Genomic DNA, 25,224 nt, shown 5'->3' on the forward strand with positions numbered 1-25,224 from the left:
TCATGCTGAATCTGGTCGCGCTGGTCGAGTTCTCCGCCGGAGCCGAGGCTGCCGGGCAGCGTTACGAGGACATGGTGCTGGCCCTGCTCGGGCGGCACGGCGGCCGGCTGGAACGGCGGCTGCGCGGCACCGACGGGCGGACCGAGGTCCACCTGATCGGGTTCGACGCCCGAGCCGGGTACGAGGCGTTCCTCGCCGACCCGGAGCGGGCGGCGCTGCGCGCCGGCCTCGGCGAAGCCGCGCCGACCACCCGGGTAGTCGAGGTGCACGAGGGCTAGCCGTTGTCGGGATGCGGCTGCGGGGGTACGGCCTCGACGCGCCGGTGGAGCCGTCGACCACGCCAGCGCCGCAACAGCGACAGCACGGGCAGGGCGACCACGAGCGCCACGACGAACCCCACGGCGAGCAGCCAGAACGGCAACGGTCCGTAGTCGGGGCGGCCAGCCTCGCGTATCGCGCCGTCGACCGCGAGGTCGGCGGCGACCGTCAGGTCGGTGATGCCTTCCGGAGTGTGGAAGAGCACCTCCGGCGCGGGTGCGCCCCGGCGCAGCACCACGAGTTCCACCGAGCTCGTGCCGGGCTCGTGATAGGGACCCCAGGAGATGTCGTGGTCCTCCGGCCGGTCGACCGCCTCCGGGCCGGGCACGCCGACCAGCGCGACCGCTTCGTCCGCCGAACGCCAGCCGAGCAGTTGCACGAACGTACGGGAGCGCAGCGGCGGAAAGGCCTGGCCGGCCTGCGGTGTGTCGTCGACGATGGACCGCAGGGCCAGCGTCCAGGTACGCCGGTAGGACGGCACCGGACAGTCGGTGCAGGTGGACCGGCTCAGGACGGCCACCGACCGCCCGTCCGGCAGCCAGGACCCGGCCCCGGCGAGCCGGCCGCCGGCCAGCGGCAGCTTCCGGTATGGCTCGGCGGCACGGTCGGCGCCGGCGTCGGCGACCCGGGTGAGCCAGACCTCGTCGCGAACCTGGAGGGCCAGCTCGCCGCCGTCCGGGGAGAGCGCCGCCGTGCGTCCCGGCGGAATCCAGGCGGTACCCACCGGCACCCGCAGCACGTCCGTCCGAAGCTCCCGGTCGTAGACCCCGACGTACGGGGTGGTGTACGTGTTCGGCGGGGTGAACGTGGCCTCATCGTCGGCGTACACGAGCCGCTCACCATCCGGCGCGAAGGCGAGCGGGTACCCGTCCGTACGGTCCGGGGTGAACCGTCCGGACGTCAGGTCCAGCAGTGACGCGCCGATCCAGGCGTACCGGCCGTCCGGGGAGAGCAGCGCGTCGAAGCCCGGGACGAGCGGACCGGCGTCCAGCACCCGGTACCGGTCGGCGTCGGCGGCCACCACACCCATTCGGGTCTCGAACCAGTCGGTGCGCACGGCCGGACCGCCGAAGAGCATGGCCGCCGCCCCGGGTGCCGAGTCCCGCACCGTGGCGGTACGCAGCGGCGGGTCGACGAGTCGGGTCGGCAGGCCGGGTGCGTCTGAATACGGGCCAGCAGGCGCCGGCAGGGACACCGGGTGCAACGCGTACCCGGTGCCAAGAAGCAGGACCAGGACGGCGAACGCGCCGGCCACGGCCGCCCGCCGGCGGCGGTGCCGGGTGCGTGCCGCGTCGAAGAGCCCTTCCGGTACGGCGGCCGGCGGCACGTCGTCGGCGAGGTGGCGCAGCGCCTCGGAGAGCCGGGCGGTCATCGGGCCACCTCCTGCGGGCTACGGCCGACCAGCTCGGCCAACTCGGGGGCGAGGACACGCAGCCGCCCGAGGGCGTGGCGGGTCTGGCTCTTCACGGTGCCGACCCGACAGCCGAGCAGCACGGCGGTCTCGGTCTCGGTGCGATCCTCGTAGTAGCGCAGGACCAGGACCGCGCGCTGGCGTACGGTCAGCCGGTCCAGCGCCGCCCGCAGCACCAGCCGCAGGTCGGTGTCGTCGCCCGGACCCGTCCGCTCCGGTAGCGCGGCGCCCAGTCGCTCCGGCGGCCGGGCCCGCCGCCACCGCCACCAGCTGGCCGCCTGTGTGCAGAGCACCCGACGCAGGTATGCGGCCGGATCGTCGATCCGTTCCCACCGCACCGCCACCCGCGCCAGCGCCACCTGGACCAGATCCTCGGCGTGGTGCCGATCACCGGTCAGCAGGTACGCGAACCGGGTCAGCCCGGCGGTCTCCGCCCGGACGAAGTCGGCGAAGCCGTCCCGGGTGCGGTCCTCAGTCGTCAACGGATCGCCCTCCTCACCCGGACAGACGCTGGGCGGGCCCGCCGCGGAGGGAGCCGGTGCCCACATTTCTCGATCGTCCTGGATCCGCCAGGCGCCGGGCGGTCAGTCGCCCAGCGGAGCGGCGTCGGCGGGGAGCGGGGTTGGCGGCGGCGTGGCGCGGCGACCGGCCCGGGCGCCGCCGAGCACCACCACCGCGACACCGACCAGCAGCAGCGCCATCCCCAGCAGCGCGTACGGGCGGGGCAGCTGATCCAGCCAGACCCAGGCGAGCAGGGCGGCGCCGGGCACCTCCAGCAGGATCAGCACGCTGACCGTGGTCGCCGGGATCCGGTGCAGGGCGTAGTTGAACATCGAGTGGCCGAGCAGTTGGGCGCCGGCCACCAGCGCCAGGATGGCCAGCCAGGTGCGCCCGTCGAAGCCGGTCATCCGCACGCCGCCGAGCAGGCAGACCACCAGCAGGATCAGCGCGCAGATCCCGTAGCAGATGGTGGTGTACGTGGTGGTGCTGATGCTGGCCCGGGCCCGTTCGCCGAACGCCGTGTAGACGGCCGCGAAGATGCCGCCGGTCACGGCCAGCAGGTCACCGAGGACGGCCCGCCCGGAGATGCCGACGTCCGCGCCGGTGGCGATCACCGCGCCGCCCACCGCCACCGCGATGCCGATCCAGACCACCCGGGGCAGCCGGCGGCCCTGGGCGCGTGCGATCAGCCCCTGCCAGACCGGCTGGGTGGCGACCAGGGCGGTGGCCGTGGCGACCGAGGTGAGCTGCGCGCTCGGCATCCAGGTGGCGAAGTGCGCGGCCAGCGCGACCCCGGAGAGTACGCAGAACAGCCCCTCCCGCCGGCCCACACCCACGGTCAGCCTGCGGAACTCGGCGCGGCGTCGGGCCAGCGAGAAGGGGCTCAGCACGGCCACCGCGAGCAGGTTGCGCCAGAACGCGATGGCCAGCGCTGGAGCGGCGGCGTAGGCGATCAACGGCGCGGACGACGACACGGCGACCACGGCCAGGCCGACGGCGCCGGTGGTCAGCGGATCCAGGGGCGGGCGAGGCGAAGGAGAGGGCACGAGTAGGAATCCTCACACGACCGCGGACACCACGGAACGTCAGCACTCCGTTACGATCACGCAGGTCCGCGCCGGCGACCCCCCGACCGCCCGGAGGCGCTCCCCCATGCCCAGCTACCAGGCTGTGCTGTTCGATTTCTTCGGCACACTGACCCGTTCGGTGCAGCGCGGCGTCGCACATCTCGGCACCGCCGAGCTGCTCGGCTGCCCCACCGACACGCTGACCGAGGTGCTGAACCGCACGTACTACGAGCGGGCCACCGGCCGGCTCGGCAACGCGGAGGCGACCCTGCGTTGGGTGTGCGCCCAGGCCGGCGTACACCCCAGCGACCATGCGGTGCGCGCGGCGGTGGCGTCCCGGCACCGGGCGGTGCGGGCGGACACCCGGCTGCGGGCCGACGCGGTGCCCGTGTTGGCGGCGCTGCGCCAGCGCGGCCTGCACACCGGCGTGATCAGCGACTGTACGCACGAACTGCCGGCCTTCCTGCCGCAGCTCGCGGTCGCCCCGCTGCTCGACGTGCGGGTCTTCTCCGTGCAGGTCGGACAGTGCAAGCCGGACCCGGCGCTGTACCTGACGGCGTGCCAGCGGCTCAGGCTGGCGCCGCAGGACTGCCTGTACGTCGGCGACGGTGGCAGCCAGGAACTGACCGGCGCCGAGCGGGCCGGGATGACCGCGGTCCGGCTCGCCGCGCCCGACCTCGGCGAGCACATGGTGTTCAACGCCGACCGGGAGTGGCGTGGACCGACGCTCGGCACGCTGCGCGAGGTGCTCGACCTCGTCGACGCCCAGGTCGTCCGTGCCGGGGCCGGCTGAGGCGCTGGGTCAGCGGCGGCGGACCCGGTGCAGGCGGAACGGCTTGCGGGTGGCCCGTACCGCCGGGCTGTCCCGGGGCGGCTCGGCCTGCGCGTCGGCCGGCAGGTCGGCGCCGGCCAGCGGCTCGCCGGCAGGGGCGAGCCGGTTCACCGCACAGCCGTCCGCGGCCCACCGGGCCACCAGGTCGGCGGTAGGGCCCGACGCGTTGAGCCGCTTCCCCGCCACCAGCGGCGCGGTGGTGTCCCACGCCTCGGTGCCCGGCTGCACCCGGGTCACCCGGGCCGGCCAGGTGACGATCCGGCCGCCGTGGTCGCCGCGCAGCGTGACCTGCGCCTCGGTCGCGTCGGCCAGCCCGGGCGCGGCCTGCTCGCCCGGCCCGCTGACCACGAACAACGCGCCCTCCAGCGGCGCGCACCAGAGCGCGAGCGCCGGACCGCCGGGCACGCTGACCCAGGCCACGGCGGCCTTCTTCATCGCCTCGTCGACCAGCGGCGTGCCACCGGGGGCATCCTCGTTCGTCACACCCGCATTCTCCCGCATGGACACCTCCGCACCGGTCAGCCCACGAAGGGTGGCACGGCGATCTCGCCGCGCGCCACCGGCATCACCTGGCCGGCGACGGTCGCGCCGACCGCCACGCCGTTCGCCGCGGTGACCGTGCAGGACAACGCGGACGGACGGTTCATCTCCACACCCTGGCGCACCGCGTAGCGGGACAGCCCGTCGCCGGGCAGCAGGCCGCTGGCCACCAGCCAGACACCGAGACCGAGCGCCGCCGAGCCGGTCGCCGGGTCCTCCGGTACGCCGAGCCCCGGCACGAAGACCCGGGCGTGCGCGGTTTGCGCGGTGGGGTCCCAGGAGAAGACGCTGACATGCGCCACCCCGTACCGCTCCGCCGCCGCCGGGTTCACCCGCGCCCGGGCCACCGACTCCGGCCGCACCGGCAGGTACGGGAACTCCAGCCCGCAGCCGGCGACCCGTGGCGCGGGCCCGGCGTGGTCGTCCGCCACCAGCCCGGCGATCTCCAGCAGCGGCTCCGGGTCCAACTCGGGGCCGAGCGTGGCGCTGCCACCGGTCAGCGTCGCCCCGGACGCGGTCACCTCGATCGGCAGCACGCCGGCGCCGCACTCCTGGGTGACCTGCCCCACACCGAACATTCCGCGCCGGCTCGCGGTGACCGCCGCGCCGACGCTGGGGTGCCCGGCGAACGGCAACTCCTCGACCGGCGTGAAGATCCGTGCCCGGTAGGTGGCACCGAACTGGGTCGGGGGCAGCACGAACACGGTCTCGGAGAGATTGAACTCCAGCGCGAGCGCCTGCATCTGCTCGGTGGCCAACGCCTCCGCGCCAAACACCACGGCCAGCGGGTTGCCGGCGAAGGGGCGGTCGGTGAAGACGTCCACGATCTCGTAGGCCAAGGTCGACATGTTGATAAACACTAGGCGCTTAGGCTGGTGCCTGTGAGCACGCCGACCCGGGTCTACATCGCCCGTCTCGCCGGAGTCGCCGTCTTCGACCCGAACGGTGACCAGGTGGGCCGGGTCCGCGACGCCGTTGCCCGGCTGCGGGCGACCTCGCGTCCCCCGGAGGTCGTAGGCCTGGTCGCCGAGATGCCGATGCGTCGGCGGATCTTCCTGTCCATCAACCGGATCACGTCCATCGACGCGGACGCCGTCGTGCTCGGCTCCGGCACCCTCAACCTGCGGCGCTTCGAGAAGCGCCCGAACGAGCTGTTGGTGCTCCAGGAGCTGCTGGACCGGCGGGTGCAGCTCGAACCGGGCGGCCAGCCCGGCGCGGTGGTGGACGTCGCCATGGAATGTGCCCGGGGCGGCGAGTGGTCGCTCACCCGGGTCGCGGTCCGCGAGCAGACCGGCCGGCTCAGCCGCCGCGGCCACCTGCACCAGGTGGAGTGGGACCGGGTGCGCGGGTTGAGCGGCATCGCCGACAACCGGGGGACGGCGAACCTGCTCGCCGTACTGGAGGACATGCGCCCGGCAGACCTCGCCAACGCCTTGCAGGACCTGCCCGACGCGCGACGCAACGAGGTCGCGGCGGCCCTGGACGACGAGCGGCTCGCCGACGTGCTCAGCGAGCTGCCGGAGCACGACCAGGTGGAGATCCTCGCCGCGCTGGACCGGGAACGGGCCGCCGACGTGCTGGAGGAGATGGACCCGGACGACGCCGCGGACCTGCTCAACGAGCTGCCCCCACCGGAGCAGGACGTGCTGCTGGACCTGATGGAGCCGGACGAGGCCGACCCGGTGCGCCAACTGCTCAAGTACACCCCCGGCACGGCGGGCAGCGTGATGACCTCGGAGCCGGTCATCCTGCCGCCGGACGCCACCGTCGCCGAGGCACTCGCCCGGATCCGGGAGCCGCAGCTCTCCCCCGCCGTCGCCGCCCAGGTCTTCGTGACCCGGGCCCCGCAGAACACCCCGACCGGCCGCTACCTGGGCATGGTGCACTTCCAGGCCTTGCTGCGCGAACCGCCGGCCGACCTGCTGGGCAAGGTGGTGGTCAACGACATCGATCCGTTGCGCCCGACCACCCCGCTGCCGGAGATCACCCGCCGGATGGCCACCTACGACCTGGTCGCCATGCCGGTGATCGACCGGAACAACCGGCTGGTCGGCGCCGTGACGGTGGACGACGTACTGGACCACTCGCTGCCCCGTGACTGGCGGGACCGCGACGCCATTGCCGCAGCGGGCGCCACCGACCCGGTGCTGGACGGCACGGATGGCTGACCAGCGGCGGGCGGAACGGCTCGACCAGCCACGCGAGCCCCGGGGCATCAAGCTGCCCCGATTCGACGCGGAGGCGTTCGGCCGGTGGTCGGAGGGCATCGCCCGCGGCATGGGCACCGCGAACTTCATCGTCGTCATGACGGTGGTGATCGCGATCTGGTTCGGCTGGAACACGCTCGCCCCGGCCGACCTGCGCTTCGACCCGTACACGTTCACGTTCCTCACCCTGGTGCTGTCGTTGCAGGCCAGCTACGCCGCGCCATTGATCCTGCTGGCGCAGAACCGGCAGGCGGACCGGGACCGGGTGGCACTGGAGGAGGACCGGCGGCGGGCCACGGCGCAGAAGGCGGACACCGAGTACCTGGCCCGGGAGATCGCCGCGCTGCGGATCGCACTGGGTGAGGTGGCCACCCGCGACTTCCTCCGCTCCGAGCTGACCCGGCTGGCCGAGGAGTTGGACGAGGCGGGGCAGCGCCGACAGCGGTTGGAGCGCCGCCAGCAGCAGAAGGACAGCCGGCAGGAGAAGCGTGGCCAGCGGCCGACCGACGGCGCGGGGCTGGACGAGCCCCGCGACGACCTGGACGGCGACTTCACCTCCGAGGCCCGGCCGGACGGCACCGGGCCACGCCCGCAGGACGGCTGACCGGGGGGCCGAGGCCGGCCATCGATTGGCTCACACCGTTCCCGGCCAACGGCCGTAGCGGATGCCCCGCGACGTAGCATTGCGGGCATGTCAGCACCTGTCAGCACCGTCGAGGACGCGATCCAGGCCGCCCTGGCCACCGTCAACGACCCGGAGATCCGCCGGCCCATCACCGAGCTGGGCATGGTCCGCTCCGCGACGATCGGTGCCAGTGGCGTCGTACGGGTCGAGCTGCTGCTCACCGTCGCGGGCTGTCCGCTCAAGGACAAGCTGCGTACGGACATCACCGCCGCCGTCGCCGCCGTGCCCGGGGTGACCGGTGTGGAGATCGACTTCGGTGTGATGAGCCCGGAGCAGCGGCAGTCGTTGCAGTCGCAGCTACGCGGTGGGGGCGCCAGCGAGGAGCCGGTCATCCCGTTCGCCCAGCCCGGCTCGCGGACCCGCGTGTACGCGGTGGCCAGCGGCAAGGGCGGCGTCGGCAAGTCCAGCGTGACGGTCAACCTGGCTGCGGCGCTGGCCGCCCGCGGGCTCTCCGTGGGCGTGGTCGACGCGGACATCTACGGCCACTCGGTGCCCCGGATGCTCGGCGCGGACGGCCGGCCGACCCGTGTCGAGGACATGATCATGCCGCCGCAGTCGCACGGCGTGAAGGTGATCTCGATCGGCATGTTCACCTCCGGCAACGCCGCCGTGGTGTGGCGAGGCCCGATGCTGCACCGGGCGTTGCAGCAGTTCCTGGCCGACGTCTACTGGGGCGACCTGGACGTGCTCCTGCTCGACCTGCCCCCGGGCACCGGCGACGTGGCCATCTCGCTGGCCCAGTTGCTGCCCAACTCGGAGATCCTGGTGGTCACCACCCCGCAGGCCGCTGCCGCCGAGGTGGCGGAGCGGGCCGGTGCGATCGCTCTGCAGACCCACCAGCGGGTGGTCGGCGTCATCGAGAACATGTCCTGGCTGGAGCTGCCGGACGGCTCCCGGATGGAGATCTTCGGTGCCGGCGGCGGCGCGGCGGTCGCCGAGTCGCTGAGCCGGACCATCGGCGCGCAGGTGCCGCTGCTCGGGCAGATCCCGCTGGACACCCGCGTCCGGGAGGCCGGCGACGCCGGCAACCCGATCGTGCTGGCCGAGCCGGAGTCGCCGGCCGCACAGGCACTCGGCACGATCGCCGACCGGCTCGCGCTGCGCCGTGAGTCGCTGCTCGGCAAGCCGCTCGGCCTCAAGCCCGCCGGGCGCTGAGCGCCCGATCCACCGTTCGCCCGCCGGCCGCTCGGCCGGCGGGTCCGGTCAGGGGCCGGCCCCGGTCAGGGTGACGGGCCGTTTTACCGGGCGGTCAGGTGACGGGTCGATTGGCTCGATCGGTCAGGTGACGGCCCGTTTGCCCGGGTCGGTCAGGTGGCGTCGTCGTAGCTGGCCCGGGGGGCCGGCGTCGACGGGGTGCCGGTGGCCGTGCTGGACCGGGTCCCCTTCGACCGCGGGTCCGCCGCGTTGGCCACGTCCTTCAGCTCGTCGTGCACGCCGCCGACGTCCGCACGCAGGTTGTCGTAGACGCCCTGCAACGGCTTACGGATCGCCGCCTCGTCCTCCTCGCTGAGGAGGTGCTTGCGGATGAAAGCCTTCGGGTGCAGATCCTCGAGCTGGATGTCGGTGCCCAACTCGCGACTCAGGTCGCCGGTGGCGTTGCGGGCCATGTTGCGCAGGTTACGCACGAGCCGCAGGCCATCGGTGATGACTCCGGGCAGCCGGTCACCGAAGATCAACAGCGCCAGGAGCAGCAGCGCACCGATCTCCCACCAGTTCAGGTTGTCGAGCATTCCGCGGGCCTCCTCTCGGCGTCAGCAGCAAGACTACGCACGCCAGACCGCTTTCGGGCAGGGGGTGACCCGCTGTTCACTTCGCGTCCGCGGCGAGGGTGACCGACGCGTTCTGCCGGTCAGCGCCGCGCCGGAACTCGACGGTGACCACCGAGCCGGGCGCGAACTTGCGGACCAGGGCGATCAGGTCCGTCGGCTCGGTCATCGGCCGGCCGTTGAGCTTCGTGATCACATCGCCGACTTTCAGCCCGGCGCCGGCCGCCGGCCCGGAGGGCTCCACGGCGGCCAGCCGTACGCCGCCGCCGGCACCCGCGCCCGGGCCGCCGACCTGGGCGCCGATCACCGTACGCCGGGCCTTGCCGGTGCCGATGATGTCCTGGGTCACCCGCTTGGCCTGGTTGATCGGGATGGCGAAGGCGAGCCCGATGTTGCCGGCCTCCTGCCCCTCGGCGACCAGCGACTTGATGGTGGAGTTCACCCCGACCACCCGCCCGGCGCCGTCGACCAGTGGGCCACCCGAGTTGCCGTGGTTGACCGCCGCGTCGGTCTGGATCGCCGCGTAGTAACGCACCGGACCGCCCGGCTCCCCGGCCTGCATCGTCCGGTCCAGGGCGCTCACGATGCCGGCGGTGACGGTGTTGGCCAGCGAGAGCGGTGAGCCCATGGCGAGCACCGGGTCGCCGACGGCCAGCGCGTCGGAGTCGCCGAACTCCACGGGCCGCAGCCCGGTCCGGCTCACCTTGATCACCGCGATGTCCGACTCCGGGTCCTGCCCAACGACGGTCGCCGGCGCGGAGCTGCCGTCGTTGAAGATCACGGAGGCCTTGCCGTTGCTGCCGGCCACCACGTGGTCGTTGGTGATCACATGACCTTCCGCGCTGGCGATGAAGCCGGAGCCCTCACTCGTCCCGACGAGGCTGCTCACCCGCACGGTGACCACGCTGGGCAGGACCCGTTCGGCCACCCCGGCCAGCGACTCCGGCTTGCGCTGGGCCAGCGCGGGCGCCTGCGCCGGTTCGCCGCCGAGAACCGTCCCGCCGGCCGCGCCGCGTACGGCGAACGCGTAGCCCAGCGCGCCGCCGAGGGTGCCGGCCAGCAGCGCGGTGATCACCGGGATGAGCAGCAGATGGCGCAGTGTCGGACGGCCTGGTGCGTCCGGGTCGGTGACCGGCTCCGGCTCGGTGCCGGCCATCACCACCGCGGGCACCACCACCGCGGCCGGAGCCGCCGGGTCCCGCCACGGATCGGCCAGCGCGTCCGACCACCAGGGCGAGGTGCCGGGTGCGCTCGACGGAGTCGTCGGTGCCGGCCAGGTCGTGGGCGGCCCAGCGATCGGTGCGCCCGCCACGGGCGTTGATCCCACCGGCGGGCTCCCGGCCGCCGGTGGGCCACCAGGCGACACCGCGGGCGTGCTACCGGCCCCCGGCGCGGTCGGCGGCCCCGCCGGCGGGGTCCCTGCCCCGGGCGGGGTTGCCGGAGCCGGAGTCTCACCGCCCCGGCGCCAGTCCCAGCCGTCGGTCACGTAGGTGCCTCCCAGTCCGTCCCCGGATCCCGCGCCGCGTCGCCCGGCCACGGACCGGCGCGGTCGCAGCTGACGGGATACCGCCTCCAGGATTGCACGGATGCGCGCGGTGGAGTCAGCGGTTGCCCCCGGTGATCGCGAGGGACGGAGGCGCGGCTGCGCCCCGCAACGGTCGCCTCTACGCTCACAGTGCCAACCCGCCCCCGCACCACGCACCGTCCCGGAGGTGCCCCATCGCCACGGTCGCCGGTTCCGGCAGTTCGACGACCCAGGCTCAGCAGTTCGCCGAGTCGTACGTGACCGAGGATCTTGTCCTGCGTACCGCGCGCAGCCTGGCCCACGAGGTGGGCCTCGACGCGGTCACCCCCGGCGCGGGAGCGGCGCTGCGGCTGCTGGCTGCGGCCGGCAACGCCCGGGCGGTGGTGGAGATCGGCACCGGCACCGGGGTGAGCGGGGTCTGGCTGCTGCGCGGCATGCGCGCCGACGGCGTGCTCACCACCATCGACGTGGAGGTGGAGCATCAGCGGATCGCCCGCCGGATCTTCACCGAGGCGGGCTTCGCCGCCGGTCGCACCCGGATCATCACCGGTCGCGCCCTGGACGTGCTGCCGCGGCTCGCCGACGGGGCGTACGACCTGGTCTTCGTGGACGCCGAGGCGACCGGCTTCCACGCCTGCGTGGAAGCCGCGCTGCGGCTGCTGCGCCCCGGAGGCGTGCTGGCACTCAACGGCATGCTGGCCGGCGGCCGGATCGGTGACCCGGCCGCCCGGGACGCCGAGACGGTGACGGTCCGCGAGACGATCAAGGCGGTCCGGGAGTCGGAGCACTGGATACCCGCGCTCCTTCCGGTCGGTCACGGGGTGCTCGCGGCGGTGAAGTGCTGACTCCGGTCAGTTGACGTTGGCCAGCCAGCGCAGCAGCGAGCGGACGCCCCAGCCGGTCGCACCGCGGCTGAGCTCGGCGTGGTCGCCATCCGCCCAGGACGGGGCCGACATGTCCAGGTGCAGCCAGCGGTCCCGCAGCTCGCCGGTGAACTCGCGCAGGTAGAGCGCGGCCACCACCGACCCGGCGCCCTGGGTCGGTGCGCTGTACAGGTCGGCGACCTCGCTGCCCAGGTACTCGACGTAGTCGGTGTGCAGCGGCATCCGCCAGGCCGCCTCGCCAGCCGCCTCGACCGCGGCCAGCACGTCGGCTGCCAGCTGGTCGTTCTCGCTGTACAGGGCGGCGGTGCGCTTGCCCAACGCCACCGCGTTGGCCCCGGTGAGGGTGGCCAGGTCGAGCAGCAGGTCCGGCGCGAGCTGGTCCACCGCGTACGCCAGCGCGTCGGCGAGGACCAGCCGGCCCTCGGCGTCGGAGTTGGTCGTCTCGCTGGTCGTCCCGCCGTAGTGCCGGATGACGTCGCCGGGGCGGAACGCCGAACCGCTGACCATGTTCTCGGCCAGCGGGGCCAGCGTGGTGATCCGGACCGGCAGCCGCAGCGCCGCGGCACCGAGGGTGGCGGCGACGACCGCCGCCGCGCCGGCCATGTCCTTGCGCATCAGCTTCATCGCCGGCACCGGCTTGATCGAGATGCCGCCGGTGTCGAAGGTGATGCCCTTGCCGATCAGCACCACATGGGTACGCGCGTCGGCCGGGTGCCAGTCCAGTTCGACCAGACGCGGGCCGCTGGCGGAGCCGCCGCCCACGGCGAGGATCCCGCCGAAGCCCTCGGCGGCCAGCTCGGCCGGACCACGGACCCGCAGGCGCAGGTCGGGCAGGTCGGCCGCGGCGGAAGCCACCTGGTCGGCGAACCACTCCGGGTTCTTCACCGAGGAGGGTGCGTTGGTCAGATCGCGGGCGAGGCGGGTCATCGCGGCGGTGGTCCGGGCCGTGGCGACGGTGGCCTCGTGTGCGGCCGGGTCGGCAAGCAGCAGATCGGCGCCGCTGAGTGCGGGCGGATCGCCGGCCTCGGTCAAGCGGAACCGGTACGAGGCGAGCAGCAGCCCCTCGGTCAACCCGCGGACCGCGGCCGGAGTCACGTCGGCCGGCAGCGCGATAGTGATATGCGTCTCATCTACGGCGGAGCGGGCCAGAGCCGCACCAGCGGCCCGCCAGGCGGCCTCACCGCCGTCGCCGATGCCGATGAGCAACAGCCGGCCGGGGGAACGCCCGGCGCGTAGCTGGGTGTGGACCTCGCCGGCCCGACCGGTCAGTCGGGCGGCCGGCGCCAGCGCGGCGGCCTCCTCGGCGGTGCCGTCCGGGGGTGCCACGGCGGTGGGCACCGGTACGGCCGGGGCATCGCCATCAGCTGCCTGCTCGGCGGGACGGACGGGTAGAACGAGGACGTCGAGCCGGTCGGGCTCGGCGATCGGGCGGATGGCGAGCACGCGGAACCGTACCTCCAGGAAAGTGTCGCGGAGCGGGACCGGACCCGCCTGTCCGCAGCGATGAAGACCCTGAGCCACCGGCGATACCGGTGGCTCAGGGACCGAGGAACGGTCCGGGCGGCATACACCGCCCGGATCACTCCTCACTCAGCCGGCAGCTGCCTTCAACGCGTCACCGAGCGCGTTGGCCTCGTCGGGAGTCATCTCGACGACGAGCCGGCCACCGCCTTCCAGCGGGACCCGCATAACGATGCCCCGACCCTCCTTGGTGACTTCCAGCGGACCGTCGCCCGTCCGCGGCTTCATCGCCGCCATGTTGTCTCCCCTCAGACCTACACCAGGGTCGGTGGGTTGCCCCACAGCCACTTCTCACGACCACCCGCAACAGTCGCGGGGGTGTCGACCAACGATTTTCCCTGATGAACACCGCCGGACCCAAACCGGAGCAGCATTGATGTAACAGCATCTAGCTTATCTTGAGAAGGCCTGTCACAATGTGCGGTCATGCAGGCACGGTCGGCACTCTTCGACCTGTACGGCGACCACCTCCGACCGAGGGGTGGCCGGGCACCGGTCGCCGCCCTGGTCAAGCTGCTGGCGCCGTTGGGAATCGCGCCGCCGGCCGTTCGCACCGCCGTGTCCCGGATGGTGCGTCAGGGCTGGCTCGACCCGCTCCGGTTGGCGTCCGGACCGGGATATTCGATCACACCGAAAGCTGCCCGACGACTGGACGAAGCGGCAGCCCGGATCTACCGGACCGGCCGGGTCAGCTGGGACGGCCGGTTCGATCTGCTCGTGCTGGAGGCGCCGGGCTCCCGGCGGGACCGCCAGCGACTCGCCGCCAACCTCAGCTTCCTCGGCTACGGCACGCTGGACGAGCAGACCTGGGTGGCCACCCGGCCCGCCGAGGACGTCGACCTGCTGCTCGCTGAGGCCGGTGTCCGGTTCGAGAGGTTCACCGCCTCCCACTTCTCCGGCACCCCGGGCGCGATGGGCGTGGTCCGCCGGGCCTGGAACCTGACCGAGATCGGCCGCGCCTACGAGCGGTTCGTCGGCGACCAGCGCCCGCTGCTCGGCGCGGTCACCGTGCGCAGCACCGACGAGGAGGCGTACGCGGCCCGGTTCCGGCTCGTGCACGCGTGGCGTACGTTCCTGTTCCGGGACCCGCAGCTGCCCCCGGCGCTGCTGCCCGAGCGCTGGCCCGGCACCGCTGCGGCCAGCTTCTTCGACCGGCACGCGGCACGCCTGCGTCCGGCCGCAGACCGGTACGTCGAGCAGTGCCTCGACGCCGGTAACCGCATCGTCCGACAGAAGGGTCGTTAGACACGTGACCGAGCCGTTGCTGGTCGACCGGACCGATGCCGTCGTCACCCTCACGCTGAACCGGCCGCACGCCATGAACGCGCTCGACGTGGCGCTCAAGGAGGCATTGCGGGACGCCCTGGCCGAGCTGGAGACCGACCGGTCCTGCCGGGCGGTCGTGCTGGCCGGCGCGGGCGGGTCGTTCAGCGCCGGCCAGGACCTGCGCGAGCACGTGGCGACCCTGGAGGGCGGGGCGGGTAACCCGCTGGACACCGTGCGGGCGCACTACAATCCGATCGCCGCCCGGCTGGCCAATCTGCCCAAGCCGGTGGTGGCCGCCGTCCGTGGGATGGCCGCCGGGGCGGGCGCTTCGCTGGCCTTCCTCGCCGACATCCGGATCGGCGGCCCGGCCACGAGCTTCCTGATGGCCTTCGCCAAGGTCGGCCTCGCCGCTGACACCGGCGCTTCCTGGACGCTGCCCCGACTGGTCGGGCACGCCAAGGCGGTGGAGCTGCTGATGCTGGCCGAGCCGGTCCGCGCCAAGGAGGCCTGCCAGCTGGGGCTGCTCAACCGGCTGGTGGACGACGACGAGCAGGTGCTGCCGGCCGCGCAGGAACTGGCCGCCCGGCTCGCCGCCGGCCCGACCGTCGCGTACGGGGCGATCAAGCGGCAGCTCTCCATCGCCGACGCCGGCACCCTCGCCGACGCGCTGGCCGCCGAGGCGCAGGCGCAGGCGATCTGCGGCGCCACGACCGACCACCGGGCGGCCACCATCGCCTTCGTCGGTAAGCAGAAACCGGTCTTCGAGGGACGCTGACGGCTGGGCCTTCTAGTCGTCCTCTTCCGGGTCCTGGTTGGCCTCCTCGCCCAGCACGAACGCCTGCATGGCCAGCTCGTCCCCGGACGGCGAGACGAAGGCGGGCAGCTCACGCGGGCCCAGCTCCTGCACGTACGACCAGAACAGCCGGACCGCCTCGGCCGGCGTGCCGGCCTCGATCGGCAGGTCGAGGCTGACCAGCCAGGTGCGCCGCGCCGGGGGCGGGCCGAGCCGGTCGGCCAGCGCCCGGAAGGCCGCCGGGGCCAACGCGGTGACCGGCCCGTCGAGCGTCAGACGGTCGGCCGGCACCGGCTCGTCGAAGGCCCGCCGGGTGTACGCCACGACGAGCGTCCCGGGCTCGACCGGGGACTGGGGGTCGTCCGGGTCTTCCCGGTGCCGCTGGCCTGGGGCGGTGACCCGGCCGAGCGCCACCAGCCGGAGCGGCGCGTCGGCCAGCACCGCCACCCGGTCACCGGGGCTCGGCCGGCCGACGTCGGTCAACCCGGTCAGCTCCAGCGCGTCGTGGTGCACGAGCCGTTCGGCCTCGTACCGTTCGGCGGGCAGCAGCACGGCCCACGTGCCCGTCCCGTCGGTGTGGCCGGCCTCGCCGGCCCGGTGCGCGGTCTCGGTCGTCATGCCTGCCATCCCATCACGCCGCGAGTGGGAGCGTGACGTGGCAGCCGACGATGTGATCGTCGACCATCCCGGTCGCCTGCATGAGCGCGTACGCGGTGGTCGGGCCGACGAACCGGAAGCCGCGCTTCTTGAGCGCCTTGGCCATCGCGGTCGACTCGGGGGTGATCGCCGCGAGCTCGGCGAACGAGGCGGGACGGGCCGGCCGGGCCGGCGGGGCGAAGGACCAGAGCAGCGCGGAGAGCCCGTCGGGCAGCTCCAGCGCGGCGCGGGCGTTGACGATCGCCGCCTCGATCTTGGCCCGGTTACGGACGATGCCGGCGTCGGCGAGCAGCCGGGTCACGTCGGCGTCGTCGTAGCCGGCGACGGTCGGGATCCGGAACTCGTCGAAGGCCAGCCGGAACGCCGGGCGCTTGCGCAGGATGGTCAGCCAGGACAGACCGGACTGGAACGCCTCCAGGGTCATCCGCTCGTAGAGGGCGTCGTCGCCGCGCAGCGGCCGCCCCCACTCGGTGTCGTGGTAGACGGCGTAGTCGGGGGTGCTCGCCCCCCAGGCGCAGCGGGGCAGCCCGTCGGCGCCGATCACCAGGTCAGTCACCTCGTACACGCTAGGCCATCCGACTGACACGCCATTGCCGCCGGCCGCCGGGCGTGGGTCAGGGCAGTCGGCCCTGCTCGACCAGACGGGCGAACCTCTTCAGCGTCTGGGTGAGGCCGACCTTGGAACCGGGCCAGAGCACCGGCCACGCCAGCTGACCGGCCCGGCCACCCGGAAGGTGGAACCACTCGTGCCAGACCACCTGGGTGCGGTCCCGGTCCATCTGGGTGCAGCGCAGCACGCCCGGGCCACGCAGCAGTTGGCCACAGTGCACCACGCCGATCTCGTACGGCTCGTCGACCCGGACCACCCGCATCTCGTCGCGCAGCACCGCCGGGCCGACCGTGGTCACCGCCTCGATCCGGCTGCCCTCGCGGCCGTCGCCCTCGACCACCCGCACCCGCGTGAACGGGATCCAGTCGGACTGACGGTCCCAGGCGAGCAGCGCGGCGAAGACCCGCTCCGCCGGGGCTTTGACGATCACCGTGGCGGTCACCTCGCCAGCGCCCGGTTGGGCCGCCTCGCGAAGATCGTCGGCGCCCTCCGGGCCGGTCACGCGCTCTCCGACCGCACCACCGCGCCGTGCTGTCCGTTGCCGTCGGCCGGCTCGCCGACGATCGGCGCCACGCCGTCGGAATCTGCCGGAGAGGAGGTGGCATCGGGCAGCGAACCAGTGCCGGCCGACCCGGCCGCGGCCGTGGTCGGCTCGCCGTTGGCCGGCGCCACGCCGTCGGAGTCCGCGGGGGAAGAGGTGGCGTCGGGCAGCGAACCAGCGCCGGCCGCGCCCGGCCCGGCCACCGCGCCCTCGTCGGTCGCCGCGCCAGCGGACTGCTCACGGGCCTGGCGCAGCGCGTCCGCGTCGGTGGTGCGTCCCTCGCGCAACGCGATGACCTCCGCCTCCAGCACGCCGATCAGCTCGGCCTTGTAGCCGATGTCGTAGGCGGCGCGACGCATCGCCTGATCGACCTGGGCCATCCGGTACCCGCGCAGCGCGGTATCGAAACGGACCGAGCCCACATCGGATTCGCGCAATGGCCGGGTGCCCGGCAGGGGCACGGCCTGCGAATCCGGCTCGGCCGGCGCCAGGCCGGGATCACGGCCGCTGACCAGCACCGTCACGCCGAAAACCACCGCTGCGACGGTCAACGCCACGACCAGGAGGAGCAGAAGCTGACCCATGCACTGATCGTGGCACGGCGACCAGCCGGGAGCGACCCCACCACCCCGATCACGATCGGCGTCGACGCCCGACCGGCATGGCGGTCGGCTGACCGGCTAGCGTCGGACCGGCCGGCGCTAGCGGCGACGGTGCGGATTCTCAGGAGGCGGGCATGGCCGGGGCGCTTCGGCTGGGTGGGCGGACGTTCGCCCCCGGTGAGCTGGTGGTGATGGCGATCGTCAACCGCACGCCGGACTCGTTCTTCGACCGGGGCGCCACCTTCGCCGCCGACAGCGCGCTGCGGGCGGTCGAGCGGGCGGTCGAGGAGGGTGCGGAGATCATCGACATCGGCGGGGTGAAGGCCGGGCCGGGCGCCGAGGTGGACGCCACCGAGGAGATCCGCCGCACGGTCGACACCATCGCCGCCGTGCGGGCCGCCTTCCCGGACGTGGTGATCTCCATCGACACCTGGCGTGCCGAGGTGGCGGTGGAGGCCGTGGCAGCCGGTGCCGACCTGCTCAACGACACCTGGTCGGGTGCCGACCCGGCGCTGGCCCGGGTAGCCGCGCAGACCGGCGCCGGCCTGGTCTGCTCACACGCGGGCGGGCTGGTTCCGCGGACCCGACCGCACCGGGCCGCCTTCGACGATGTGGTCGCCGACGTGGTCGCGACGGTCACCGGGCTCGCCGAGCGCGCGGTGGCGGCGGGGGTACGCCCCGACGGGATCCTCGTCGACCCGGCACATGACTTCGGCAAGAACACGCGGCACTCCCTGGAGATCACCCGCCGGCTGGACGAGCTGTCCGGGACCGGCTGGCCGCTGCTGGTGGCGCTGTCCAACAAGGACTTCATCGGCGAGACGCTGGACCTGCCGGTGGCCGAGCGGCTGGAGGGGACGCTCGCCGCGACCGCCATCTCCGCCTGGCTGGGTGCCCAGGTGTTCCGCGCACACCAGGTCGGGCCCACCCGCCGGGTGCTGGACATGGTGGCCTCGATCCGGGGTGACCGACCGCCCGCGGTGACCCGCCGGGGCCTGGCCTGACCGGTCGTCGCGACAACGGGCCGCGAACGGCCGGGCGGACCGGCACGATCGCCGGAGGTCGCGGCGGTCAGGTCCAGCGCAGGATGTTCCTGCGCCAGGCATAGAGGATGCCGAGCGCGAGCACCGCCACGAACACCGCCATCTCCACCACCGTGACCAGGCCGAAGCCCGGCCGGTCGAAGACCACCGCCCAGGGGAAGAGGAACACCGCCTCGACCGCGAACAGGACGTACAGGTAGGCGTAGACGTAGTAGCGGATCTGCATCTGCGCCCAGTCCGCGCCGACCGGGTCGAGCCCGCACTCGTAGCTGGTCCGCTTACCGACCGGATTGGCCGGACGGGCGGGACGTAACACCCGGTTGGCAGAGAACGCAGTGACGAAGAACAGGACGCTGGCGAGCAGCAAGAGCCCGAGCGTCGCGTACGAGCCCAGGTAACCGGTCACGACGGGAGCCTACCGCTCGCCCCGAACGGCCGTCCCAAACACGTTACGGATTTGTTTCCAGATGGGACTAGTGCACTGGGGCAACTGTGACCGAATACTGGAACCCTCACCCATGTCACCGGAGGACAGATGGCCCGCCTGAACGTACCGCCCGGTGGCCGGGCGGCGGGTCGGCGTTCCACGCCCCTGCTGCCGACATCGCTCGCGCTCGGCCTGCTCGCGGCACTCGCCGTGGGGCCGACCTGGGCCGGCGCGGCGGTGCCGGAGGCCAACCCGATCGCGGTGGTGACCGACCCGGCGACGGAACCCGAGCCGGGCCCCGGGACAACCCCGACGGACGAGCCCACCCCGACCGAGGGACCGGGCGACGATCCCGTGCCGACCGACCCGGCCCCGGAGACCACCGCGCCGCCGCCGGAGACGACGCCACCGGCCCCGGAGACCACCGCGCCGGACGTGCCGCCGCCACCGACCACCACCGCACCCGCGCCGGGCAGCACCACCCGGCCTCCCACGCCCCGGCCGCCGGCGCCCACCGTGCCGCCGGTCCGCCCGTCGGCGCCCGGCCCGGACGCCCCGCCGCCGAACCCGCTCGGCGTGCAGGTCACCACCGAGGACGTCACCGTCACCGGCACGTACTGGAACGCGGCCAGCACGGTCACCACGCTCCGGGTCACGGTGACCAATACAGGCACCGCCGCCCAGCGGATCCGGCTCTCGTACACCCTGCCCGCCGGCCTGACCGATGCCGGGACGAGGGGATGCGCCACCACCGGCGGCGGCGCGTACCGGTGCGGGGCCTGGACGGCCATGGCGGGCGCCCGGTTCAGCAGCCTGCTCCGGCTGCGGGTGGCCGGCAACGCCTGGCGCCAGATGCCGCTCAGCGGGTCCGTGCAGGTCGCCGCGAACGCGCCGGGAGTGGCCGGCGAGGCGACCGACGACCAGGGCTTCGCGGTGCTCTTCCCGCCCGGCCCGCCGGTCTCCGGGATCTCGCTGGCCGCCGACGAGGTGGCCTTCGACATCAGCGGCGCCCCGAGCACCCTCGCGGTCCGGCTGGGCAACACCGGCAGGGCGGACGCCGCAGGCCGGGTCGAGGTGGTCCTGCCGGCAGGGGTGAGCGTGCCGACCCCGCCGGCTGGCTGCGTGGCGGTCGACCCGACCCGCACCCGCTGCGACGTCGGCTCGGTACCGGCGGGCAGGACCGTCGAGTTGCTGCTGCCGGTGGAGGCGACGCCGCAGGCCCAGCGGGAAGCGCCGCTGTCCGGTGCGGTGATCGGCCAGCTCGACCCGCGCAGTGGCCCGACCCGACAGGTGCAGATGAGCTTCCGGATCACCGCGGCGGCCGCGCTGGCCACCCCGGTGGTCTCACCCCCCGCGCCGACCGGCTCTCAGGGCGTACTCGGCGGCGGCGGGACCGCCGACGACGGCCCGATGACCTCGGTACGGCGCACTGCGGTCATCCTGATCGCGGTCTCCGCGCTGCTGGTGGTGCTGGCCCTGGCGCTGGCCACCATCTCGCTGCGTCGCCGGCTCACCGACCGGGCACCCAACCGGCCCACCACCGCCACCGACTGAGCAGCGACACCTGGGCTCGCCGGCCGATCGGGGTCGCCGGCGCGACGTCGACGGTGATCTGGATTACGGCGGGCCGGGCGAAACGTCGCAAAACCGGGTAATTCTCGGCCCGATCCGGTCCCAGTCGGCGGACCTCTGGGGAGGGTCGGGGGTCCGTTCGACGTAGGCTCTCAGGTGAGGAACGACAGCGGACCGGACCAGCCTGGGGCGGTGCGTTGCAGCGTTGCGTCAAGGAGGTTCCGTGGCCGGGCAAGGCGAGGTCACCATCATGTTCAGCCGCCCGCGCGACCGCGCGCAGCGAAGCGAGGTGCAGGCGTGACCAAGCAGATCCGTCAACTCGACCGGGTGGTCATCCGGTTCGCCGGTGACTCCGGCGATGGCATGCAGTTGACCGGCGACCGGTTCACCTCGGAGACGGCACAGCTCGGCAACGACATCTCCACGCTGCCCAACTTCCCCGCCGAGATCCGGGCTCCCGCCGGCACCCTGCCCGGCGTGTCGAGCTTCCAGGTGCACTTCGCCGACTACGACATCCTCACCCCGGGCGACGCGCCCAACGTGCTGGTGGCGATGAACCCCGCGGCGCTCAAGGCCAACCTGGCCGACCTGCCGCGCGGCGCGGACATCATCGTCAACACCGACGAGTTCACCAGGCGCAACCTGGCCAAGGTCGGCTACCAGACCAGCCCGCTCGACGACGAGTCGCTGGCCGGCTACGTCGTGCACCCGGTGGCGCTGACCTCGATGACGGTCGGCGCGCTCGCCGCCCACGAGGTGTCCAAGAAGGACGCCGAGCGGTCGAAGAACATGTTCGCCCTCGGCCTGCTCTCCTGGATGTACTCCCGGCCGTACGAGTCGACGCTGCGCTTCCTGGAGCGTAAGTTCGCGGCCCGCCCGGAGTTGGTCGCGGCGAACGTGGCCGCGTTCAAGGCCGGCTGGAACTTCGGCGAGACCACCGAGGACTTCGCGGTCCGCTACGAGGTCAAGCCGGCGAAGATGAAGCCGGGCACCTACCGCAACATCACCGGCAACGCCGCACTCTCGCTGGGTCTGGTCGCTGCCGGAGTCCGCTCCGGGCTGCCGGTCTTCCTCGGCGCGTACCCGATCACGCCGGCCTCGGACATCCTGCACGAGCTGAGCAAGCACAAGCGCTTCGGCGTGCTCACCATGCAGGCGGAGGACGAGATCGCCGCGGTCGGCGCCGCACTGGGCGCGTCGTACGGCGGGTCGCTCGGGGTGACCACCACCAGCGGCCCCGGCGTGGCGCTCAAGAGCGAGACGATCTCGCTCGCGGTGGCGCTGGAGCTGCCGCTGGTGATCGTGGACGTGCAGCGCGCCGGCCCGTCGACCGGCATGCCGACCAAGACCGAGCAGGCCGACCTCAACATCGCGCTCTACGGCCGGCACGGCGAGGCGCCGATCGCGGTGATCGCGCCCAGATCGCCGTCGGACTGCTTCTTCGCCGCGCTGGAGGCCGCCCGGATCGCGCTGACCTACCGCACCCCGGTGATCCTCCTGTCGGACAACTACGTCGCCAACGGCTCGGAGCCGTGGCTGCTGCCCGACGTCGAGTCGCTCCCCGACCTGCGGGTGGAGTTCGCCACCAAGCCCAACGGCGAGGACGGCACCACCTTCCTGCCGTACCTGCGCGACCCGGAGACCCTGGCCCGGCCGTGGGCGATCCCGGGCACCGCAGGGCTGGAGCACCGGATCGGCGGGCTGGAGAAGGCCGACAAGACCGGGGACATCTCCTACGATCCGGCCAACCACGACTTCATGGTGCGTACGAGGGCAGCCCGGATCGAGACCATCCCGGTGCCGGACATCGAGGTGGAGGACCCGGACGGCGACGCCCGGGTGCTGGTGCTCGGCTGGGGCTCGACGTACGGGCCGATCGGCGCGGCCTGCCGTGGGCTGCGCCAGCGGGGCCTGTCCGTCGCCCAGGCGCACCTGCGGCACCTGGCGCCGATGCCGGCCAACCTCGGCGAGGTGCTGCGCTCCTACGACCGCGTGGTCATTCCGGAGATGAACCTGGGCCAGCTGGCGCACGTCATCCGGGCCCGCTACCTGGTCGACGCGATCAGCTACAACCAGGTCCGCGGCCTGCCGTTCACGTCCGCCGAGCTGGAGACGACGCTGGAAGAGGTGCTGAAGAATGTCTGAGTCCGTCGCGCTCAAGCTCACCGCCAAGGACTTCAAGTCCGACCAGGAAGTGCGCTGGTGCCCCGGCTGCGGCGACTACGCCATCCTGGCGGCGATCCAGCAGTTCATGCCGGAGCTGAACATCCCCCGGGAGCGGACCGTCTTCGTCTCCGGGATCGGCTGCTCGTCCCGCTTCCCGTACTACATGAACACGTATGGGATGCACTCGATCCACGGCCGCGCCCCGGCGATCGCCACCGGCCTGTCGGTGTCCCGGCCGGACCTCTCGGTCTGGGTGGTCACCGGTGACGGTGACGCGCTCTCCATCGGCGGCAACCACCTGATCCACGCGCTGCGGCGGAACGTCAACCTCAAGATCCTGCTGTTCAACAACCGGATCTACGGGCTGACCAAGGGGCAGTATTCGCCGACCTCCGAGGTCGGGAAGATCACCAAGTCCACTCCGTCCGGCTCGGCGGACGCCCCGTTCAACCCGCTCTCCCTCGCCCTCGGCGCGGAGGCCAGCTTCGTCGGCCGGACCATCGACTCCGACCGCAAGCACCTGCAGTCGGTGCTGCGGGCCGCCGCCGAGCACGAGGGCTCGGCGTTCGTGGAGATCTACCAGAACTGCAACATCTTCAACGATGGGGCGTTCGACCAGCTCAAGGACCCGTCCACCCGGGACGACTACCTGATTCGCCTGGAGCACGGGCAGCCGATCACCTTCGGCGCCGACGGGCGGTTCTGCGTCGTACACCCGCCGGGCGGGTTCGGCCTGGAGGTCCGGGACACCAGCTCGGTCCGCCCGGAGGAAATCGTCGTGCACGACGCGACGGTGGCCGACCCGGCGTACGCCTTCGCGCTGTCCCGGCTGCCCGGCCTGGACCTGCGCAACACCCCGATCGGGGTGTTCCGCAACGTGGACCGGCCGTCCTACGACAGCGTGGTGCAGAGCCAGCTCGCCGCCGCCAAGGCGGAGGTCACCGAGACCCCCGAGCAGCAACTCGCCGGCCTGCTGGGCAGCGGCGACACCTGGACGATCCTCTGACCCGTACGACCTGACGAGAGAGCGGCCGTCCCCTGGTGGGGGCGGCCGCTCTCGTCGTATCGGCTCTGCTCAGCGCTGGGTGGAGGCCGGCAGCCAGAGGTTGTCGATCTCCTTCTCGGTCGCCGCGAGGCTCGCCTCGTGCAGCGGGATGAGTTCGGCCATCGCCGGGACCGCGGGGGCGAGGGTCAGTTCGGTGGCGATGAAGCGCGGCTCCAGGCCGGTCTGCGACAGGCCGTGCGGGAGCCACGGCTCGGCGTGGTCCCAGCCGTTGCGGGGCGTGCCCTCGCCGTAGCCACCACCACGGGTGGCGAGCACGACGAACTCCCGCCCGCCGAGCAGGCCCTTCTGGGTCACCGGGTCATAGGCCAACCCGGGCAGGATCAGGTGGTCGACCCAGGCCTTCACGCTGCTGGGCGCGCCGTAGTTGTAGAGCGGCAGCCCGAGCAGCACCACGTCGGCCTGCTGCACCTCACGGACCACGCGCTCGCTGAGCTCCCAGGAGTCACGCTGCGCCGGGGTGTGCTGGTCCAGTGGCGTCATCCGGGCCAGGCCACCCGCCGCGTCCAGGTGCGGCAGCGGCTCGGCGCCCAGATCTCGATAGGTCACAGTGCCGTCCGGGTGGGCGGCACGCCAGGTGGCGACGGCGCGGGCGGTGAGCCGCCGGCTGACCGACCAATCGCCTCGGATGCTCGAATCGATATGCAACAGATGCATTATTCCTCCTCCAAGGATCGTCTGTGTAGCACCAACTATTTATAGCAGGCAGATGTTTCATCAGCTCGGTAGACTGGGTCACATGTCCGCCATGCAGCTCGACCCCCCGGAGCACCGCTCGGGCGCGCTGCTGGATCACCTGGCCCGCCGTATGCGGCTGCGGTCCGAGTCGGTGCTGGCGCCGCTGGGTCTACGGCCGCGGCATCTGGTCGCGCTCACCGTGCTGCGGGACGGCGGCGGAATCAGCCAACAGGCGCTCGCCAGCACCCTGGAGATGGACAGCACCAACATCGTCGGGCTGCTGAACGATCTGGAGGCGATGCAGCTGATCGAGCGTCGCCGCTCACCCGAGGACCGTCGCCGGCACGTCGTCGAGCTCACGGACGACGGGGCGAAACGCCTCAACCAGGCCGAATGCGCCCTCGTGGGCGCCGAGGACGAGGTGTTGGGGGCGCTGGAGCCCGCCGATCGGGAGAGGCTCTACCTGCTGCTCCGGCAGGCGACCAGCGGGACGGCGATCACCTGCGCAGCGATCTACCCGGACGAGTCGGCCGCCGACAACTGCTGACC

Annotated in this window: 28 protein-coding genes; 13 read left to right on the forward strand and 15 right to left on the reverse strand. The window is 73.0% G+C overall.

What is annotated here, in order from left to right; translation table 11 throughout:
• Positions 1 to 2: 2 nt before the first annotated feature.
• A complete protein-coding gene (locus ACFY29_RS11855; RefSeq protein ID WP_386985341.1) occupies positions 3 to 278 on the forward strand; it encodes a hypothetical protein in 276 nt (91 codons plus the stop codon).
• On the opposite strand, the gene ACFY29_RS11860 is transcribed toward ACFY29_RS11855, so the two are convergent.
• The 3 genes from ACFY29_RS11860 to ACFY29_RS11870 form a co-directional block, all read right to left on the reverse strand.
• On the reverse strand, positions 275 to 1,690 hold the full coding sequence (locus ACFY29_RS11860) for a hypothetical protein (protein WP_386985343.1): 1,416 nt from the start codon (positions 1,688 to 1,690) through the stop codon (positions 275 to 277). The two genes, ACFY29_RS11855 and ACFY29_RS11860, sit on opposite strands and share 4 nt — an antisense overlap.
• The gene (locus ACFY29_RS11865) at positions 1,687 to 2,211 is read right to left on the reverse strand and encodes a SigE family RNA polymerase sigma factor (RefSeq protein ID WP_355602251.1); all 525 of its coding nucleotides are present in this window, start codon (positions 2,209 to 2,211) and stop codon (positions 1,687 to 1,689) included. The genes ACFY29_RS11860 and ACFY29_RS11865 overlap by 4 nt, the downstream gene beginning before the upstream one ends.
• A 102-nt stretch (positions 2,212 to 2,313) precedes the next feature.
• A complete protein-coding gene (locus ACFY29_RS11870; RefSeq protein WP_328423197.1) occupies positions 2,314 to 3,276 on the reverse strand; it encodes a DMT family transporter in 963 nt (320 codons plus the stop codon).
• A 106-nt stretch (positions 3,277 to 3,382) separates the two neighbouring features.
• Here ACFY29_RS11870 and ACFY29_RS11875 point away from each other — a divergent pair, with 106 nt between their 5' ends.
• The gene (locus ACFY29_RS11875) at positions 3,383 to 4,090 is read left to right on the forward strand and encodes an HAD family hydrolase (protein ID WP_386985346.1); all 708 of its coding nucleotides are present in this window, start codon (positions 3,383 to 3,385) and stop codon (positions 4,088 to 4,090) included.
• Between the two features lie 9 nt (positions 4,091 to 4,099).
• Here ACFY29_RS11875 and ACFY29_RS11880 read toward each other — a convergent pair whose 3' ends face one another.
• Positions 4,100 to 4,630 carry a hypothetical protein gene (locus ACFY29_RS11880; RefSeq protein ID WP_386985348.1) on the reverse strand — a complete coding sequence of 177 codons (531 nt, stop codon included), beginning with the start codon at positions 4,628 to 4,630 and terminating at the stop codon, positions 4,100 to 4,102.
• Between the two features lie 17 nt (positions 4,631 to 4,647).
• Positions 4,648 to 5,517 (reverse strand): PhzF family phenazine biosynthesis protein, encoded by an 870-nt coding sequence (locus ACFY29_RS11885; protein ID WP_328423191.1) that lies wholly within the window; start codon positions 5,515 to 5,517, stop codon positions 4,648 to 4,650.
• Between the two features lie 33 nt (positions 5,518 to 5,550).
• Here ACFY29_RS11885 and ACFY29_RS11890 point away from each other — a divergent pair, with 33 nt between their 5' ends.
• The 3 genes from ACFY29_RS11890 (at position 5,551) to ACFY29_RS11900 (ending at position 8,716) form a co-directional block, all read left to right on the forward strand.
• Complete coding sequence (locus ACFY29_RS11890) at positions 5,551 to 6,837, forward strand: magnesium transporter MgtE N-terminal domain-containing protein (RefSeq protein ID WP_386985350.1); 1,287 nt, start codon at positions 5,551 to 5,553, stop codon at positions 6,835 to 6,837.
• Positions 6,830 to 7,480 (forward strand): DUF1003 domain-containing protein, encoded by a 651-nt coding sequence (locus tag ACFY29_RS11895; protein ID WP_386985352.1) that lies wholly within the window; start codon positions 6,830 to 6,832, stop codon positions 7,478 to 7,480. The genes ACFY29_RS11890 and ACFY29_RS11895 overlap by 8 nt, the downstream gene beginning before the upstream one ends.
• An 87-nt stretch (positions 7,481 to 7,567) precedes the next feature.
• Positions 7,568 to 8,716, forward strand: a complete 1,149-nt coding sequence (locus ACFY29_RS11900) for an Mrp/NBP35 family ATP-binding protein (protein WP_109819779.1) — start codon at positions 7,568 to 7,570, stop codon at positions 8,714 to 8,716.
• Positions 8,717 to 8,868: 152 nt separating this feature from the next.
• On the opposite strand, the gene ACFY29_RS11905 is transcribed toward ACFY29_RS11900, so the two are convergent.
• The gene (locus ACFY29_RS11905; RefSeq protein ID WP_355602237.1) at positions 8,869 to 9,291 is read right to left on the reverse strand and encodes a preprotein translocase subunit TatB; all 423 of its coding nucleotides are present in this window, start codon (positions 9,289 to 9,291) and stop codon (positions 8,869 to 8,871) included.
• A gap of 76 nt (positions 9,292 to 9,367) precedes the next feature.
• A complete protein-coding gene (locus ACFY29_RS11910) occupies positions 9,368 to 10,828 on the reverse strand; it encodes a S1C family serine protease (RefSeq protein WP_386986682.1) in 1,461 nt (486 codons plus the stop codon).
• Positions 10,829 to 11,109: 281 nt separating this feature from the next.
• Here ACFY29_RS11910 and ACFY29_RS11915 point away from each other — a divergent pair, with 281 nt between their 5' ends.
• Entirely contained in the window at positions 11,110 to 11,697 is a 588-nt protein-coding gene (locus ACFY29_RS11915; RefSeq protein ID WP_328423181.1) for an O-methyltransferase, read from the forward strand.
• A 6-nt stretch (positions 11,698 to 11,703) separates the two neighbouring features.
• Here ACFY29_RS11915 and ACFY29_RS11920 read toward each other — a convergent pair whose 3' ends face one another.
• Both ACFY29_RS11920 and ACFY29_RS11925 read right to left on the reverse strand, forming a co-directional pair.
• Positions 11,704 to 13,179, reverse strand: coding sequence for a leucyl aminopeptidase family protein (locus ACFY29_RS11920; protein ID WP_386985354.1), 1,476 nt, complete (start codon positions 13,177 to 13,179; stop codon positions 11,704 to 11,706).
• 147 nt (positions 13,180 to 13,326) lie between these two features.
• Positions 13,327 to 13,494: a DUF3117 domain-containing protein gene (locus ACFY29_RS11925; RefSeq protein ID WP_007455245.1), complete on the reverse strand. Its 168-nt coding sequence runs from the start codon at positions 13,492 to 13,494 to the stop codon at positions 13,327 to 13,329.
• A gap of 189 nt (positions 13,495 to 13,683) precedes the next feature.
• Here ACFY29_RS11925 and ACFY29_RS11930 point away from each other — a divergent pair, with 189 nt between their 5' ends.
• Positions 13,684 to 14,502 (forward strand): PaaX family transcriptional regulator C-terminal domain-containing protein, encoded by an 819-nt coding sequence (locus ACFY29_RS11930; RefSeq protein ID WP_328423177.1) that lies wholly within the window; start codon positions 13,684 to 13,686, stop codon positions 14,500 to 14,502.
• Between the two features lie 4 nt (positions 14,503 to 14,506).
• Positions 14,507 to 15,298 carry an enoyl-CoA hydratase-related protein gene (locus tag ACFY29_RS11935; protein ID WP_328423175.1) on the forward strand — a complete coding sequence of 264 codons (792 nt, stop codon included), beginning with the start codon at positions 14,507 to 14,509 and terminating at the stop codon, positions 15,296 to 15,298.
• Between the two features lie 12 nt (positions 15,299 to 15,310).
• On the opposite strand, the gene ACFY29_RS11940 is transcribed toward ACFY29_RS11935, so the two are convergent.
• From ACFY29_RS11940 to ACFY29_RS11955, 4 genes are read right to left on the reverse strand one after another with little or no spacing between them, the layout of a single operon-like run.
• Positions 15,311 to 15,934, reverse strand: coding sequence for a hypothetical protein (locus ACFY29_RS11940; RefSeq protein ID WP_386985357.1), 624 nt, complete (start codon positions 15,932 to 15,934; stop codon positions 15,311 to 15,313).
• 13 nt (positions 15,935 to 15,947) lie between these two features.
• On the reverse strand, positions 15,948 to 16,529 hold the full coding sequence (locus tag ACFY29_RS11945; RefSeq protein ID WP_386985359.1) for a DNA-3-methyladenine glycosylase I: 582 nt from the start codon (positions 16,527 to 16,529) through the stop codon (positions 15,948 to 15,950).
• Between the two features lie 58 nt (positions 16,530 to 16,587).
• Positions 16,588 to 17,085 (reverse strand): SRPBCC family protein, encoded by a 498-nt coding sequence (locus tag ACFY29_RS11950; RefSeq protein WP_328423169.1) that lies wholly within the window; start codon positions 17,083 to 17,085, stop codon positions 16,588 to 16,590.
• Positions 17,082 to 17,708, reverse strand: a complete 627-nt coding sequence (locus ACFY29_RS11955; protein WP_386985362.1) for a DivIVA domain-containing protein — start codon at positions 17,706 to 17,708, stop codon at positions 17,082 to 17,084. The genes ACFY29_RS11950 and ACFY29_RS11955 overlap by 4 nt, the downstream gene beginning before the upstream one ends.
• Positions 17,709 to 17,860: 152 nt before the next feature.
• Here ACFY29_RS11955 and folP point away from each other — a divergent pair, with 152 nt between their 5' ends.
• Positions 17,861 to 18,730 (forward strand): dihydropteroate synthase, encoded by an 870-nt coding sequence (gene folP / locus ACFY29_RS11960; RefSeq protein ID WP_355602225.1) that lies wholly within the window; start codon positions 17,861 to 17,863, stop codon positions 18,728 to 18,730.
• Positions 18,731 to 18,797: 67 nt separating this feature from the next.
• Here folP and ndhC read toward each other — a convergent pair whose 3' ends face one another.
• The gene (ndhC, locus tag ACFY29_RS11965; RefSeq protein WP_328423163.1) at positions 18,798 to 19,175 is read right to left on the reverse strand and encodes an NADH-quinone oxidoreductase subunit A; all 378 of its coding nucleotides are present in this window, start codon (positions 19,173 to 19,175) and stop codon (positions 18,798 to 18,800) included.
• Between the two features lie 129 nt (positions 19,176 to 19,304).
• Between ndhC and ACFY29_RS11970 the strand changes: the two genes are divergently transcribed.
• The 3 genes from ACFY29_RS11970 to ACFY29_RS11980 all read left to right on the forward strand — a co-directional run bounded on the left by ACFY29_RS11970 (position 19,305) and on the right by ACFY29_RS11980 (position 23,940).
• Positions 19,305 to 20,750 carry a hypothetical protein gene (locus ACFY29_RS11970; protein ID WP_386985364.1) on the forward strand — a complete coding sequence of 482 codons (1,446 nt, stop codon included), beginning with the start codon at positions 19,305 to 19,307 and terminating at the stop codon, positions 20,748 to 20,750.
• Positions 20,751 to 21,065: 315 nt separating this feature from the next.
• Positions 21,066 to 22,913: a 2-oxoacid:acceptor oxidoreductase subunit alpha gene (locus ACFY29_RS11975; protein ID WP_328423159.1), complete on the forward strand. Its 1,848-nt coding sequence runs from the start codon at positions 21,066 to 21,068 to the stop codon at positions 22,911 to 22,913.
• Positions 22,906 to 23,940 carry a 2-oxoacid:ferredoxin oxidoreductase subunit beta gene (locus ACFY29_RS11980; protein ID WP_328423157.1) on the forward strand — a complete coding sequence of 345 codons (1,035 nt, stop codon included), beginning with the start codon at positions 22,906 to 22,908 and terminating at the stop codon, positions 23,938 to 23,940. The genes ACFY29_RS11975 and ACFY29_RS11980 overlap by 8 nt, the downstream gene beginning before the upstream one ends.
• 69 nt (positions 23,941 to 24,009) lie before the next feature.
• Here ACFY29_RS11980 and ACFY29_RS11985 read toward each other — a convergent pair whose 3' ends face one another.
• Entirely contained in the window at positions 24,010 to 24,654 is a 645-nt protein-coding gene (locus ACFY29_RS11985; protein WP_386985366.1) for an FMN-dependent NADH-azoreductase, read from the reverse strand.
• Between the two features lie 82 nt (positions 24,655 to 24,736).
• On the opposite strand from ACFY29_RS11985, the gene ACFY29_RS11990 reads away from it, so the two are divergent.
• Positions 24,737 to 25,222, forward strand: coding sequence for a MarR family winged helix-turn-helix transcriptional regulator (locus ACFY29_RS11990; RefSeq protein WP_328423153.1), 486 nt, complete (start codon positions 24,737 to 24,739; stop codon positions 25,220 to 25,222).
• The last annotated feature ends 2 nt before the right edge of the window (positions 25,223 to 25,224 follow it).

Origin of the sequence: Micromonospora sp. NPDC000668 (assembly GCF_042897975.1) — a bacterium.
GTDB lineage: Bacteria > Actinomycetota > Actinomycetes > Mycobacteriales > Micromonosporaceae > Micromonospora.